This window comes from Pseudanabaena cinerea FACHB-1277 (assembly GCF_014696345.1).
Taxonomy (GTDB): domain Bacteria; phylum Cyanobacteriota; class Cyanobacteriia; order Pseudanabaenales; family Pseudanabaenaceae; genus Pseudanabaena; species Pseudanabaena cinerea.
The window spans coordinates 12,404-27,573 of the sequence record NZ_JACJPY010000061.1; the positions used below are offsets into that span (position 1 = coordinate 12,404).

Here is a 15,170-nt window from a genome sequence, read left to right on the forward strand (position 1 = left end):
TTATTCCTGGGGATCTTGCCAAAGATGAACGCGATTTCTGCCATCCCGTTTTGCTTGATATAGTGCTAGGTCAGCTTCTTTGATCAATTGCAGTGCTGTAATCTGTAGATTAGGCAAAATAGTTGACACACCAATGCTGGCGGTAACGTATGGAATGATCTGTGACGATTCATGTTTAATGCGAAGGCTTTCAATTTCTGCTCGAATTTTCTCCGCACATACGCCAGCCCCCACTAAGTCAGTCTCAGGTAGAATGACTGCAAACTCTTCACCACCATACCTTGCGAGGGTGTCACGAGGCCGCTTAGTTACCCGCGAGGCAGAGTTAGCCACTTGGCACAGACAATCATCCCCCGCTAGATGTCCATAGGTGTCATTATATTTTTTAAAGTAGTCAATATCAAATAAAATCAGCGACAGACATTTCTGTTCCCTAAGCGCTGATTTCCACTCTCGGTCTAGGGTCGTATCAAAATAACGCCGATTGGCAATGCCTGTTAGCCCATCACGGTGCGACAGTGCCTCTAATTCATTCTTGATAATTTCTAACTCATAGTAAGCAACTGCTAATTCTTTATATGCCCCCTCTAGCTTTTGTTTATTCAAAATTTCGCGATCGTGTAAAGACTTCTTATCCAAGCAAGCGGAAACCCTAGCTTTTAGCAGTACGCGATCGTAAGGTTTAATCAAATAGTCTTCTGCCCCTTTTTGAATGCAGGATAGCATCATTGCTTTTTCGTCTAAAGCCGAAATAACAATCACAGGAATGATGCGCCATTCCTTATGTACCTTAAGATTTTCCAATGTCTCCAATCCGTTCATGATGGGCATCATCATATCTAACAAAATTAGATCCACTGTCTGCGAAGCTACTACCTCTAGGCAACTCTTACCACTATCAACACTGGTGATGTTGGTATATCCTAAATTTCTTAAATGACGATGCAAAATTTCCCGATTCATCGGATCATCATCCACAATCAATAAATTCGAGTCATTAGTTTCTCGCATACTTATCCAAGAGTTTCTCGATTTTTGCCAAGAGACGGGTGAATTCAATGGGCTTAGTATCATAATCATCACAGCCAGCTTTTATACCTCTTTCGCGATCGCCAACCATCGCATGCGCCGAGCAACCAATGATAGGAATGTTATGGGTTGCCTCTATTTGTTTTAATCTTTTTGTGGCTTCCCATCCATCTAAAATTGGCAAACTCATATCCATCACAATTAAATCTGGCAACTCTTGCTCAGCCGTGATTACCCCCATGTTGCCATCTACAGCAATAATCACCTCAAAGCCGCGACGTATTAGTCTTCGTGACAACATATCACGGTTCATTTCATTATCTTCGACTAGTAGAATTTTTGCCATTGTAAATTGAAAAATAAAACTAGCAATACCCAATTAAAAAATGGCTGCATGATTGTGTAATTAGTAAACCCTGATGGGGTTTGGTTTTCAATTCACAAAAGTGTTAGTACACTTTCGTGAATTGGCATTATGGCTTAAACCGCAATAACTACTTGCCCATACCCAACTGCTGCGCCTTTTGATAAACCTTGCCTTCAGTCAATAGCGAAGGGGCGATTACCACCTCAACTGCTTGCATTTCGCGAATGTTAGCTGCGCCAAGGGTTCCCATACTGGTTTTGAGTGCACCTAATAAATTATGAGTGCCATCGTCAAGTCCCGCAGGACCACACAAAATTTGCTGCAAATCTCCTGTAGTCCCCACCTTGATGCGTGTGCCGCGTGGCAAGACTGGGCTAGGGGTAGCCATACCCCAGTGAAATCCTCTTCCAGGGGCTTCCTTGGCTCTGGCAATGGGTGAGCCAATCATCACGGCATCGGCTCCACAGGCGATCGCTTTGCAAATGTCACCGCCAGTAATCAAACCGCCATCGGCAATAATCGGCACATATTTCCCCGTTTCTTTAAAGAAGTCTTCGCGGGCGGCGGCACAGTCAGCAACTGCGGTTGCTTGCGGAATGCCCACACCCAGTACGCCCCTTGAGGTGCAAGCTGCCCCAGGTCCAATACCCACTAATACCCCAGCCGCCCCTGCTTGCAAAAGCTCTAGGGTGACATCGTAGGTGACGCAGTTGCCCATAATTACGGGGATTGGCATATCTTGACAGAATTTGGCGAGATCTAGGGATACTAGCCCCTCGGCGGCAACGTGAGTGGTGGAGACGACTGTGGATTGCAGGAAAAATAGATCACAGCCTGCTTCTGCGGCGATCGCCCCATATTTAAAAGCATTGACAGGTATGCTACTGGCACAGGCGATCCCACCTTGGGCTTTAATTTCACGAATGCGTTTTTGGATTAATTCAGGTTGGACAGGGGCAGCATATAGCTCCTGCATCAGCGCCACGAAATCAGTTACACCCACAGATGCAATTTTGTCTAATATTTCGGTGGGGTTTTCATATCTTGTTTGAATGCCATCTAGATTAATTACCCCCAAAGCACCTAATTCCGACAGCTTAACTGCCATGCCGACATCGACCACTCCATCCATCGCACTAGCAATAATGGGGATTTCACGGCGAATGCCCCCAATTTCCCAATGGGTATCGGCGACTTTGGGATCAAGGGTTCTACCTCCGGGGACTAGTGCAATTTCGTCAATGCCATAGGCTCTGCGTGCAGTCTTACCACGCCCAATTTGAATGTCCACTGTTTTTGTACTCTCTTGTCTAGAAATTAGGTGATGGATTAATTGATCGCAAAAAAACTTAATAATTTCTTAACGTATTTCTGCCTATCGATTAATGATAACTAATTACAGCGCTTTACGCTGACTTAAAACTCAGAGAACTTTTTGAAAGCGCGACTCTGCCACACTTTCAAAAATATCCCTGTATTACTTTAATCCACAACAGAAGCTATAACAGGCTGTATGCCATTTTGTGCTTTGGTATTATTTAGACATCTAGTCTATGACTAAAAGCAATGGCTGATTTTTTCAATACCTACAGTTTGTTGATTGTTTCGGCAGTCTTAGGGGCAGTTTTAGGAATCTCGGTATATTTGCCCTTAATGGCAGGGCAGTTATCCTTAGCAACCCCAGGTTTTTATGCTTTGGGCGGCTATGTGGCAGCGATCGCCTCAACCAAGATCTTACCTGTGACGGCGACAGGCACTAATTTCCCTGTGGCATATGTGTTGCTAGAAATGCTAGTGGCTGGTTTACTGTCGGGACTGCTGGCGGTTATTTTAGGGATTTCGGTGCTGCGGTTAAAGGGTATCTATTTGGCGATCGCCACGATCGCCTTTGTGGAGATATTGCGAGTGCTGGCACTGAATTTAGAAATTACGGGCGGCGCGGTCGGTATTTTTGGCATTCCCCAGCCATTTACCAACACCCTAGAATATTTGTGGATTGCTTTGCCGCTCTTAGGGCTAAGCATTGCTTTTATGTACCGCTTAGAAAAAATTCGGGTGGGACGCGCCCTAATTGCGATTCGTGAGGATGAGCTGGCTGCCGATGCCATGGGCATAAATCCCACCTATTACAAGGTATTGGCTTTTACCCTCGCGGCAATTTTGGCAGGCATGGTGGGCGGACTCAATGCCCATCTTTTGAATACATGGAATGCGCGGCAGGGAACTTTTGATGCCAGTATTATCTTCTTAGCATTTGTGTTGATTGGTGGTTCGCGTACTTTTTGGGGGCCTGTGGTGGGTGGCATTGTACTAACGGCTTTGCCTGAAGTATTGCGGGCGATCGCATCTGTCAATGGCATACCGCTATGGCTTGGTCAATTCCTCAAGGATGGACGCTTGATTATTTTTGGAATACTAATTGTGATCGGCACAATTTTTTATCCGCAGGGCATCATTACGCCCGAATTTGTCAAAAGCACCCAGCAATCCATCAATAAATTAATCCGTAAATTAATCAATAAATTACAGCACGCCACACCACACAGCTAATTTGGGGGTCGTAAACTAGAACGAAATCTACTCACTCCTCCAACGCGGCACAGCGATCGAAATATTGCATTAGCTTGTTTAATGAGATTTGGCGCAAAGCGCCAAATCTCATTAAATAAAAAACAACTTTTATATTGACAACAATACTAAAGATTTGCGATAATCATAAATTGTGAGATTTTATTGAGCATAAAGACTCTTGGCTAATGTAATTGTTATTGGGGCGCAGTGGGGTGATGAAGGTAAGGGTAAGATTACCGATTTGCTAAGCCGCTCCGCAGATATTGTTGTTCGCTATCAAGGCGGTAATAATGCAGGACATACGGTTGTCGTTGGCGATCGCACCTTCAAATTGCACCTAATTCCTTCAGGAATCCTGTATCCCAAAACGGAATGTATCATTGCCAGTGGCACGGTAATCGATCCGCAGGTGTTGTTAGAAGAAGTGGATCGCCTCACCGAACTCGGCGTGTCAACAGCAAACCTATTTATCGCACAGACCGCCCATGTCACCATGCCTTACCATCGGGTGCTAGATCGTGCTGCCGAAGATCAACGCGCTGAGCATAAGATTGGCACAACGGGGCGCGGCATTGGTCCGACCTATGCTGACAAGTCAGAGCGTACTGGCATCAGAATGATTGATCTAATGGATCAAGCGCGAATGCCTAAGAAATTGCGCTGGGCGATCGAACAGAAGAATATCATTCTCGAAAAGCTTTATAATTTAGAACCCCTTGATGCAGACGCAATCATTGCCGAATATCAGGGCTATGCTGAGCGTTTGCGCCCCCATGTCATTGATGCTTCCCTCAAGATTGATGAAGCGATTCGTGAGCGCCGTAACATCCTATTTGAAGGCGCACAGGGAACCTTGCTAGATCTTGATCATGGCACATATCCCTATGTCACATCTTCTAATCCTGTTGCTGGCGGCGCTTGCATTGGTGCAGGCGTAGGACCAACCTGTATAGATCGCGTCATTGGTGTTGCTAAGGCATATACAACCCGTGTTGGTGAAGGACCTTTCCCCACTGAGTTACATGATGCTATTGGCGCACAGATAGGCGATCGCGGCGCTGAATTTGGCACAACCACAGGACGCAAACGTCGTTGTGGTTGGTTTGATGGCGTAATCGGACGCTATGCAGTTCGCATCAATGGACTTGATTGTTTGGCAGTAACCAAACTTGACGTTCTTGATGACCTTGCCGAAATCAAAGTTTGTACAGCCTACGAGCTTGATGGCAAGGTTGTACGCGACTTCCCTAGCGATGCCCGTGCCTTTGCCCGCGCCGTACCGATCTACGAAACCCTATCGGGTTGGCAGCGCTCGACTAGTGAATGCAAAACCGTTGAGGATTTGCCCTCAGAAGCAAAGACCTATCTCAAATTTCTTTCTGACCTAATGGAGATCCCGATCGCCATTATTTCCCTCGGCGCAAGTCGAGGACAAACCATCATCGTTGAAGATCCAATTCACGGGCCCAAGCGTGGTTTGTTAAGAAGTTAAACACCAATCACCAATCACCAATCACCAATCAAATCCATGTCACTAACAATAAACGCCTCCACCCGCTCTCCCAAAAGTAATAACCGTGCGCTACGCCGCAATGGTCAAATCCCCGCAACCGTATATGGACATAAGGGTGCAGACTCCATTGCGATTAGCTTAAATGCCAAAGAAACCACAACTCTACTGCGCGAAGCAACGATCAATAACACAATGATCGAAGTGAACGTGATTGACGGAGACTTTAAAGGTAAAACCCTATTGCGGGAAGTTCAAAATCATCCTTACAAAAACTCGGTATATCACCTAAGCTTCTTTGCGATCGAGTCGCAGTCAAAAATTGAAGTCGACATTCCTTTGCACTTTGTAGGCGTGCCTGTGGGCGTAAAAGTTGGTGGTGGTTCCATAGACACCATCAAGAATTTTGTGCGTGTTGCTTGCGCTCCTAGCAATATACCTTCCAGCTTTGAGATTGACATTGCCCCTCTAGAAATTGGTAAAGGCGTTCACGTCAATGAAATTGCATATCCTGAAGGGGTTAAGCCTGTAACCGATGGTACGGCGCTTGTGGTAACTATCTTGAAGAAGTAATTGCAAAAAATGAGCCGCGCTCACAGCACGGCTCATTTTTTTGATCACATTAGGATGATATGGCGATCACGGTCAATCTTGAGCCAGCCTTCATCCTGTAAAAGTTTCATCGCCCTCGTAACGGTGACTCTGGTACTGCTGATGGCACTAGCTAGATGCTGATGAGTGAGCCTTACAGTAAGTCTTGTGCCACCATCGATGGGTATGCCAATTTCTTGCTTGAGCAATAACAAAATTTGTCGTAAGCGTTCCTCAACGCGCTTGTTGCTGACCAGTGCCAGCAAAGATTCAGTTTGCTGAAGGCGACGATTGAGGTGTTGCAAAATACCTTGATAAAGCTGGGCAGAGTTTTCCAACTCATTGAGGGTAAACCGCATCAGATCAATATCTGAGAGGGCGATCGCCTGATAGGGGTCAAGGTTGGTGAGAGGCAGACCAAAGGGCATGGCTTGAACCGCGAAGCCCACTAGCACCTCGTCCCCCGAAGGATGCAGTGTATTAAGCTGGACAACACCACGACATACTACCCAAACTTCATGGGGGTACATAGGAACAATTTGACCACTTTTGTAATTGTGCATGGTGCGACCGCGATAAATTTCTTCAAGCGATCGCCGCCAATCAGTTACCAAGTCAGTGGAACTAAGATCAAAACCAGAAAACGTATATGTCATAAGAGCGTGAGGTACACATTAGCCATACTATGTGTTTCTCGACACTTATAGGTTAAGCCTAGTTTATTAAGTAAATAAGCTTCCCTTAAGTTTTCCTAGGACAACGCTTGGTGCTGACCTAAAAACCTGAAAAAAAGCAAAAACCTGTTCAGGCAAGATGCCTGACCTATAAATTTAAAATTCTTGTAATGCAGGCAGGGTGTCTGCTACTTTCTAGCTCACAAGCGCCCCTTGCGAGCTTTTTGACTTTGGATCGGTCAAAACTGCTATATACCAATCCCATCTGATTGCTATAATGTAAGCAAATTTTGCAAAATTTTAATTTATACATGACCACAACCATTGCACCCGAAGCCGTGACTGTAAAGCACGAGATTAAGGACATTAGCCTTGCGCCTCTTGGCAAACAACGTATCGAATGGGCAAGCCGCGAAATGCCTGTATTGCGTCAGATTCGCGATCGCTTTGCCGCCGAGAAGCCCCTCGCTGGTATTCGCATTTCTGCTTGCTGCCACGTCACGACCGAAACTGCTAACCTCGCGATCGCCCTCAAAGCCGCAGGAGCCGATGCTGTATTGATTGCCAGTAATCCTCTGTCGACCCAAGATGACGTAGCTGCTTCCTTGGTTTACGATCACGGCATTTCTGTATATGCGATCAAGGGTGAAGATAACGCCACATATCACCGCCATGTGGAAATGGCTTTGGCTCACCGTCCCCACATCATCGTTGATGACGGTAGCGATGTAACTACCACTTTGGTACTGCACCACGCTGATCAAATTCCTGACATCATCGGTACTACCGAAGAGACCACCACAGGGATTGTGCGCCTCAATGCCATGTTTAAGGATGGCAAATTGACTTTCCCTGCGATCGCTGTTAACGATGCCGAAACTAAGCATTTCTTTGACAACCGTTATGGCACTGGTCAATCTACCCTTGATGGCATTGTCCGCGCTACGAATATCCTGTTAGCAGGCAAAGTAATCGTGGTTGCTGGTTACGGCTGGTGTGGTAAGGGGGTCGCCCTTCGCGCTCGTGGTATGGGTGCAAGTGTCGTTGTCACCGAAATCAATCCTGTAGCAGCGATCGAAGCCGCGATGGATGGATTTAATGTCATGCCGATGAGTGAAGCCGCTAAGGTTGGCGATATTTTTATCACCGTTACTGGTAACAAGCACGTAATTCGCCGCGAACATTTTGATGTAATGAAGGATGGCGCGATCGTGGCTAATTCTGGTCACTTTGACCTCGAAATTGACCTCGTATCCCTCAGTGATTTGACCGAATCCTCCAGCTTTGTGCGTAACTTTACCCAAGAGTACAAGCTCAAAACTGGCAAGTCGATCATCGTCATCGGTGAAGGTCGTCTCGTCAACCTCGCGGCGGCTGAAGGACATCCTGCTAGTGTCATGGACATGAGCTTTGCCAACCAAGCCCTCGCCTGTGAGTTTTTGGTCAAAAACAAGGGTAATTTGCCTGCGGGGGTTGTGCCAATTCCTAAGGATATCGATCAAGAAATCGCTCGTCTGAAGTTACAAGCGATGGGTATTAAGATTGATACTTTGACTCCTGAGCAGGTGCATTATTTGAACTCTTGGACTGAAGGTACATAAACACCGTGAATTGGGGATCACCCAAGTCCTGAAAGCTAGGCTTTAAATTTCAAAACAGCAAAAGTCTCACTTTGTGGGACTTTTGCTGTTTTAACTTCCGAAGTATTGAGTCGTCTAGGTTGAGGCAAGAGCTATTTGTGATTGTTATGGCAAAACAAGCTGAGCTTTTAACCATATCTCAATCCTAAGTGTATACTGTATACAAGTTATAAAAATTTGTCATTCATAATGGATAGCTTAAAAGCAATTGTTATTGGCGCGGGTATCGGTGGGCTGACTACGGGTATTGCCCTATTGCAGGCTGGCTATGAGGTGGAAGTTCGAGATCGCGTTCGAGAATTGCGCCCCGTGGGCGCAGGGATTTCCCTATGGTCAAATGGCTGTAAAGTGCTGAATCATTTGGGCTTAGGCAAAAAATTGGCGGCGATCGGTGGCACGATGAACTATATGGAATATCGGCAAATTACAGGGGATATGCTGAACCATATTTCTTTACAGCCCTTGATTGAAGAGGTGGGGCAGCGTCCCTATCCAGTGGCTAGGCGCGATCTCCAACAGATCTTACTCGACACCTATCTGGAATATGGTGGCAAACTCCAATTAGGGGCTAAATGTATTGGCATCATGGATAGTTTTCGCGATGTCACCGCTAAATTTGAAGATGGCAGTACATTGACGGCAGACTTATTGGTGGCGGCAGATGGGGTGCGATCGCAGTTGCGCGAATATATACTTGGCGATCGCATTGAACCTAAATATGCAGGATATGTGAATTGGAACGGATTAGTCCCCATGAGCAGTGACTTAGCCGCCGAGGACACATGGTCAATTTATGTGGGCGATCACAAAAGAGCCTCAGTGATGCCTGTGGCGGGAGATCGCTTCTATTTCTTTTTTGACGTTCCATTACCAAGGGGAACTGTTAACCAAGTTGATCGCTATCGTGACGAGCTAAGACATCACTTCCAAGGTTGGGCAGAGCCTGTACAGTTACTCATCGATCGCATTGATCCTGAAACCGTAGCAAGGGTTGATATTCATGATGTCGGGCCAATTAATAAAATGGTCAAAGGACGGGTCGCGCTCTTGGGTGATGCTGCCCATGCCACCTGCCCCGATCTTGGTCAGGGCGGCTGTCAGGCGATCGAAGATGCTTGGGTATTAGCCAATTATTTAAAATCAACGACAGTCAGTGTCCCAGATGCGCTCCGCCGCTATGAACAGGAGCGCAAAGTCAGGACTACCGAAATTGTCAACAAAGCTCGTAGTCGTGCTGAAGCCATTCATGGCAAAGATCCTGAAGTGACTCAAAAGTGGTATCAGCAACTCGCCACCGAAAATCCTTTGGATGTGACCAAGGCGATCGCCAAAATTATTACTGGAGGGCCCCTACATTGATTAATTCATCCTCACAACCCTATGTGATCGCCGATCTCAATCAAATGAACCAATCTGAATTTACTCAGGCTTTGGGCGCAATTTTTGAAGATACGCCGACAATTGCATCTCAGGCTTGGTTAGCACGTCCCTTTGGCGATCGCCAACATTTACATCAAGCAATGGCGGCGGTGGTTTTGCAAATGTCTCCGACAGAGCAGGTGCGCTTAATCTGCGCTCACCCCGATCTAGGCAGTAAGTTCAAGATGGCGGATGCATCCGTGCAGGAGCAAGCCACTGTCGGTTTAGATCGTCTATCGGCGGCTGAATATGCCAAATTTCAGCAGTTAAATCAGGCATATAAAGATAAATTTGCGTTCCCCTTTATTATTGCCGTCCGCAACCATACTAAAGACAGCATTTTGGCAGCCTTTGAGACTAGGCTCACCAATGCGCCAGATCTAGAACAACAAAGAGCGATCGCCGAAATTATCGAAATTGCACGATGGCGATTGACCTTAGCGGTTAGGGATTGAGTAACCGTAGGATGGGTTAGCGATAGCGTAACCCATCATCTTTAGCCAATAGATGCGTTACGTTGCACTAACGCATCCTACATTTAATTAAGCTTTATAGTAGTTGAGTTAACTGGCAAAAATATCGTCAAAATCTCCCCATCATAGGCGGCACTATTGCTGTGCATCCGCACAGTTAACTTACCGCCTAGAGCTTTTAGCAGCGTTTTGGTCGTGGGCAAGCTTAAACTCAAAGTTCCTGTCTCAGGCTGTAGCATCAACCACTGACCCACAGCCTTCAGCAACGGCAAATCGCCCAAACCTTGACTCATCACCTGTGACTGAAATTGCAATTTTACATATTCCCCCGCATTGGTCAGCACTAGCTGAATATGGCTATCGGGCGGAAAACTGCGAATCAGTCGATCCACCAATCCATTGAGTACCTGCGACAGTAAAGTCGTATTACTGCAAATAGTGGGGATCTCCTTTGGCAAAAGCATTTCTAAGGAAATCTGCCGCCTTCCTGCGTATTCTTGCCAACGCCCAAATCCATCACTCAAAATTGCCGTGATCTCCGTTGGTTCCAAGGCGATCGCATAGCTATCTAACTGAGCCGCCTCAAAAATCAGATTAAAACGCTCAATTTGATCGGTGCATTCATCATCAACCCGATCCAACCTTGATTTGACCTCTGTTGATATATCCTTGCGGCGCTTGAGCGATCGCACCAACATCCTGATCGTGGTCAATGGTGTGCGTACCTCATGGGTAATCGCCTTAATAATATCGACCTCCTGAATTTCAGGAACCGTTAGCTCTTGATGCACTGACAACTGCGCCATCAAAATCGCCCCGAATCGCGACATCACTTGATAGGAAGGGGATATCGGTGGGAACTGTGATAACTTGGCTTGAAATAGGGACTGCTGCTCACTACGGCGACAACGGTGCAGCAGTGTGGCGATCGCCTTTTGCAAAACATAGGGATGCAGCGACCAAAGACAACTATGCTGGACTGCCGAAGAAACCACTAAAGCACTGAAGGTTTCGGTAATTAAAATACAAAACCATTCCTGATTAAGGGGATCAGCTTTAGCGATCGGCACAACTTGAGTATCACCAATCGGTAAAGACCCTTGAGGAAATAGGGATGACTTACTGGTGGTAAATACCCAAGTTTGGAGATCGATTTGATGTAATCCCAAATTTTCAACTAAGTTTTCCAGATTGGGAACTGTATTTTTAACATTGGCAAAAATATAGGGGTGGTGGGTAATTAATAATCCCTTACAAGGAATCTGCACCGCAAACTGACGTAGTACCGCGATCGCCCGATACCAAAACTCCCTAGCCTCAGTCTGGTGCATCTCCTCAAATAGCCCTTGGGTTTGCGCGTCCTGATGCAATGCCTCATATATCGTCGCCAGCCCAGCCAATGTTGATAGCCCTCATATTACAAATTTACTAAGTTAGCGGCTAATCGCTAACCGCTAACCGCTAACTTAGGCTTGGTGTTTTTTAACGTCCTTGAGCCAAAGCCATTTCTGCACGCTCAAACTCCATCAACAAGCGATCGCGAACCTTAACAGGGATCGCCCTCTTGGTTGTGCCATTGTAATAACCTGCCAATGTATTTAAAGCCGTAGACATGGTGGTGTATGAATATAACCCGCCTTTATCATGGTCAGCACGATAGCGTGAGATATAAGCATTGATCTTATATCTCGCGGAAGTCTTCACAGCAGCACGGTTTTCAGCATCTTCAGGTAGGTTGACAGCATCGCGCATGGTCTTAATCGTATCCGTGGTATCCGCAACATAATTACCCGTCAAACCCGCATTAACCAGAGCTTGAATTTCCTTAGTAGTTAATTCATTTTTTTTGCTAAACAATGCAGCATCGGCAGCCGAGCTAAATCCCGCGATCATAACCACAACCGCTAGCATTAACGCGATCGCGTTACGACAGATTGCCTGCCAAGAATTCATCAGTTTTTTCATAACACCATTAAAAGATTAGTCTTAAAAATTTACTGGAAAGCCGACTGGAAAATTTCCTAGTAAATTTATTTAACTCATTACTTAAAAATTCATTTAATACTAATTCACAACAGTGTGACACTAATTTTGTGAACTAAGAACCAAAACCAGTAAGAGTTTTCAAGTTAAGAAATGGCTATGTCATTTCTTAACTTAGTTTAAAAATTTATCCAAAAAATTCGCTTAGGAGCTTTCCGAGCAAATGGTAATTTACTTGTATCTTTACAAACTTATCAGAAAATAGGGTTTAAAATCCTGTCTTGCTAAGACGGCTTACTAATTAGTAATGCACCTTGGGGATCTATGTGGGCTCTTCCAAGAACCATCCCAAAACTCCCTAGGGATCACAATGTCATGAAAACATAACATTGTGATCCCCCTAACAAGAAGCGATCGCGATCCCCCTAACAATTACCACTGTTTGATTCTAGCTAAGTATTTGTACTGAATACCCGTTGAAGGAATGGGGCGATCGCTGCAAATATCCACTCCAGAAGCATTGACCATCTACATATTTTTGACAGAATGTATCTAGCTACCGTTCGATTCAAGACAATTGGAGGTTAATTGTATGGCGAGGGAACGTCCTCCCCTAGAAGAAATGACCTTGCGTCAACTTCGCAAAGTAGCAGCAGAACTAGAAATTTCTCGTTATAGTCGAATGCGAAAATCTCAGTTACTCGCTGACATCCAGACCATTTTAATGGCTAAAGAACCAGCCTCATCTCAAGCAGATCGTAGTAATTCGGAGACCCAAGAAATCGTGGAAGCATCAAAGTTTAATCTAGGTAGTGAAGAGACCGCAGAAAATCTAGAATCACTTGCCGCCATTGACGAAAATATAGGCGACTTACCCAGTGGTTATGGCGAAAGCCGCATTACATTACTGCCCCGCGATCCTCAATGGGCTTATGTATATTGGGATGTTCCCAATTCTCAAAAAGAAGAGTTGCGTAAGCTCGGTGGTCAGCAACTAGCACTGCGTCTTTACGATGCTACCGACATCAACCTTGACTACCAAACTCCTAACAACTTACAGGAGTATAACAGTGATGAGCTTGCCCGCGAATGGTACATCCCGATCCCCATCAGCGATCGCGACTATGTAGCTGAGCTAGGCTACCGTTGCGCTGACGGACGTTGGTTAGTGCTGACTCGCTCCAAGGTCGTTCATGTCCCACCCGTATTCCCCTCAGAATGGGTAGAAGACAACTTCATCACCGTACCCTGGGATCAAACCCTCAAGGGTCAGACCTTCTTTACCCTAGTGCCTCCTAGCAAAAAACCTGCTCCAGAACCAGAGCCTACCGCCACCACCAGCGAAACTTCCTACGATGAAATCTTCAACATCGCTCGTGAAGCCCAAGAACAACGCATTGCGGGATCGCTCTATGGCTCTATGCAGCACAATTCAGGCATCGGTATGGTTCCTGAATCCATCAGCTCCTACGTCTTTCCATCGGGTGCAGGCATGATGACTAACGAAATGGGCGCAGGGGCAATTAGCGCCAGTGGCATCAACTACTCTGGCATCGGTATGTTGTCCTCAAGCTATAGTTTCTTCTCTAGCGAGTCAACGCCAATCCGTCCTCGCCAATTCTGGCTAGTTGCCGATGCGGAATTGATTGTTTACGGTGCAACAGAACCCGATGCTTCTGTCACCATTGGCGGTCGCCCGATCAAACTCAATGCTGACGGCACATTCCGCTTCCACACATCTTTCCAAGACGGCATTCAAGATTATCCAATCTTTGCTGTTGCCGCCGATGGCGAACAAAATCGCGCTATCCATATGAAGTTCGAGCGCCAAACCCTTGAGCGCCGCACTAATACTAAGGAAGAAGCAATCCCTGAATGGATTAGCTAGATTTCTAAAAAATATGCTAGAGCAAAGCTCTAGCATATTTTTTTGTCTGCAAAAAATCTTGAAAATCTATATTGCATTGTGTACGTAATCTGCTAATATATAATTCCTGATAAATTTGGAGAGATGGCTGAGTGGACGAAAGCGGCAGATTGCTAATCTGTTGTACGGCAGGTAACTCCGTACCGAGGGTTCGAATCCCTCTCTCTCCGTTCACAAGCTTTTTATAGAGCTATATGGTAAATAATCCATCTAAAATGATTGAATTGGGCGAAGTCCCTGATGTCAATCCTCAAGATTTTAATGCGTCAGATGTGGCTGCCTTAGCTGATCGCTTGGAGCGTGATGATTACGATAATGCCTTTGAAAGCTTAAATGACTGGCATATATTGCGATCGCTTGCTTTTAAAGGATCATCATTAGTTGAGCCTTACCGATATTTACTAGACCTCGAAGCCTTTGATGAATGCTAGGGTTGCCATACATTTTAAGGGCTTCCGAAATTGCTACTTAATATCAAAGAGGTTATCAATTTACTAAGCATAAAATGATAACCCTTTTAATGTTGGCTTTTAATATTGGCTACAAAAAGCGAATTTTACGCGCAGCATACAAGCACATTTTCAGTAAAACGATGCCCTCGCGAACATGGGCAATATTAGAGCTTCCGTAGATGCGTGGTTGATAGCGGATTGGTACTTCGACAATGTGTAAGTTAAGTTTGGCTGCTCCGAAGAGTAAATCAAAGTCGCCAAAAGGATCAAAATCTCCAAAATAATGACGCTGTGCCACAATTCTTTCGTAATCACTACGCCATAAAACTTTTGTGCCGCAAAGTGTATCTTTGAGTCTTTGATTTAATAGAAAGGAGAAAAGACTCGCAAAGAATTTATTGGCTAAAGTATTTAACCAAGGCATCGCCAAATCCTGACGGGGCGACAAAAGATATGGGAAGTATGAGTAGATGGGGATTTGAGGATTTAAGATAAAAAAGATAGGTCAAGTCATAGTAAGTATGACCTATCTAG

Annotated in this window: 14 protein-coding genes, 1 tRNA gene and 1 pseudogene; 9 read left to right on the forward strand and 7 right to left on the reverse strand. The window is 45.5% G+C overall.

Annotation, left to right across the window (positions count from 1 at the left end):
- The 3 genes from H6F44_RS16205 to H6F44_RS16215 all read right to left on the reverse strand — a co-directional run bounded on the left by H6F44_RS16205 (position 1) and on the right by H6F44_RS16215 (position 2,687).
- Positions 1-1,011: a diguanylate cyclase domain-containing protein gene (locus tag H6F44_RS16205; RefSeq protein ID WP_190352069.1), complete on the reverse strand. Its 1,011-nt coding sequence runs from the start codon at positions 1,009-1,011 to the stop codon at positions 1-3.
- Entirely contained in the window at positions 998-1,375 is a 378-nt protein-coding gene (locus H6F44_RS16210) for a response regulator (RefSeq protein ID WP_190352070.1), read from the reverse strand. The genes H6F44_RS16205 and H6F44_RS16210 overlap by 14 nt, the downstream gene beginning before the upstream one ends.
- A gap of 148 nt (positions 1,376-1,523) precedes the next feature.
- Complete coding sequence (locus tag H6F44_RS16215) at positions 1,524-2,687, reverse strand: GuaB3 family IMP dehydrogenase-related protein (protein WP_190352071.1); 1,164 nt, start codon at positions 2,685-2,687, stop codon at positions 1,524-1,526.
- A gap of 275 nt (positions 2,688-2,962) precedes the next feature.
- Here H6F44_RS16215 and H6F44_RS16220 point away from each other — a divergent pair, with 275 nt between their 5' ends.
- The 3 genes from H6F44_RS16220 to H6F44_RS16230 all read left to right on the forward strand — a co-directional run bounded on the left by H6F44_RS16220 (position 2,963) and on the right by H6F44_RS16230 (position 6,050).
- Positions 2,963-3,946, forward strand: coding sequence for a branched-chain amino acid ABC transporter permease (locus H6F44_RS16220; protein ID WP_190352072.1), 984 nt, complete (start codon positions 2,963-2,965; stop codon positions 3,944-3,946).
- Between the two features lie 199 nt (positions 3,947-4,145).
- Entirely contained in the window at positions 4,146-5,459 is a 1,314-nt protein-coding gene (locus H6F44_RS16225) for an adenylosuccinate synthase (protein WP_190352073.1), read from the forward strand.
- Between the two features lie 36 nt (positions 5,460-5,495).
- A complete protein-coding gene (locus H6F44_RS16230) occupies positions 5,496-6,050 on the forward strand; it encodes a 50S ribosomal protein L25/general stress protein Ctc (protein ID WP_190352074.1) in 555 nt (184 codons plus the stop codon).
- Positions 6,051-6,094: 44 nt separating this feature from the next.
- On the opposite strand, the gene H6F44_RS16235 is transcribed toward H6F44_RS16230, so the two are convergent.
- Positions 6,095-6,724: a Crp/Fnr family transcriptional regulator gene (locus H6F44_RS16235; RefSeq protein WP_190352075.1), complete on the reverse strand. Its 630-nt coding sequence runs from the start codon at positions 6,722-6,724 to the stop codon at positions 6,095-6,097.
- A 329-nt stretch (positions 6,725-7,053) separates the two neighbouring features.
- Here H6F44_RS16235 and ahcY point away from each other — a divergent pair, with 329 nt between their 5' ends.
- The 3 genes from ahcY (at position 7,054) to uraD (ending at position 10,256) form a co-directional block, all read left to right on the forward strand.
- Positions 7,054-8,343: an adenosylhomocysteinase gene (ahcY, locus tag H6F44_RS16240; protein ID WP_190352076.1), complete on the forward strand. Its 1,290-nt coding sequence runs from the start codon at positions 7,054-7,056 to the stop codon at positions 8,341-8,343.
- A 228-nt stretch (positions 8,344-8,571) separates the two neighbouring features.
- Positions 8,572-9,741, forward strand: a complete 1,170-nt coding sequence (hpxO, locus tag H6F44_RS16245) for an FAD-dependent urate hydroxylase HpxO (protein WP_190352077.1) — start codon at positions 8,572-8,574, stop codon at positions 9,739-9,741.
- Positions 9,742-9,785: 44 nt separating this feature from the next.
- The gene (gene uraD / locus H6F44_RS16250) at positions 9,786-10,256 is read left to right on the forward strand and encodes a 2-oxo-4-hydroxy-4-carboxy-5-ureidoimidazoline decarboxylase (protein ID WP_190352084.1); all 471 of its coding nucleotides are present in this window, start codon (positions 9,786-9,788) and stop codon (positions 10,254-10,256) included.
- A gap of 83 nt (positions 10,257-10,339) precedes the next feature.
- Here the strand turns inward: uraD and H6F44_RS16255 are convergent, their stop codons facing one another.
- Positions 10,340-11,674 (reverse strand): sensor histidine kinase, encoded by a 1,335-nt coding sequence (locus H6F44_RS16255; RefSeq protein ID WP_190352078.1) that lies wholly within the window; start codon positions 11,672-11,674, stop codon positions 10,340-10,342.
- Between the two features lie 82 nt (positions 11,675-11,756).
- Entirely contained in the window at positions 11,757-12,239 is a 483-nt protein-coding gene (locus tag H6F44_RS16260; protein ID WP_190352079.1) for a photosystem II protein Psb27, read from the reverse strand.
- Positions 12,240-12,849: 610 nt separating this feature from the next.
- Here H6F44_RS16260 and H6F44_RS16265 point away from each other — a divergent pair.
- From H6F44_RS16265 to isiD, 3 genes are all read left to right on the forward strand, one after another.
- A complete protein-coding gene (locus H6F44_RS16265) occupies positions 12,850-14,145 on the forward strand; it encodes a DUF4912 domain-containing protein (RefSeq protein ID WP_190352080.1) in 1,296 nt (431 codons plus the stop codon).
- Between the two features lie 117 nt (positions 14,146-14,262).
- Positions 14,263-14,354: transfer RNA gene (locus tag H6F44_RS16270), tRNA-Ser, on the forward strand.
- A gap of 45 nt (positions 14,355-14,399) precedes the next feature.
- The gene (isiD, locus tag H6F44_RS16275; protein WP_242016615.1) at positions 14,400-14,615 is read left to right on the forward strand and encodes a protein IsiD; all 216 of its coding nucleotides are present in this window, start codon (positions 14,400-14,402) and stop codon (positions 14,613-14,615) included.
- 109 nt (positions 14,616-14,724) lie between these two features.
- On the opposite strand, the pseudogene H6F44_RS16280 reads toward isiD, so the two are convergent.
- Positions 14,725-15,078: pseudogene (locus H6F44_RS16280) on the reverse strand (glycosyl transferase); the annotation flags it as partial.
- Positions 15,079-15,170: the final 92 nt, after the last annotated feature.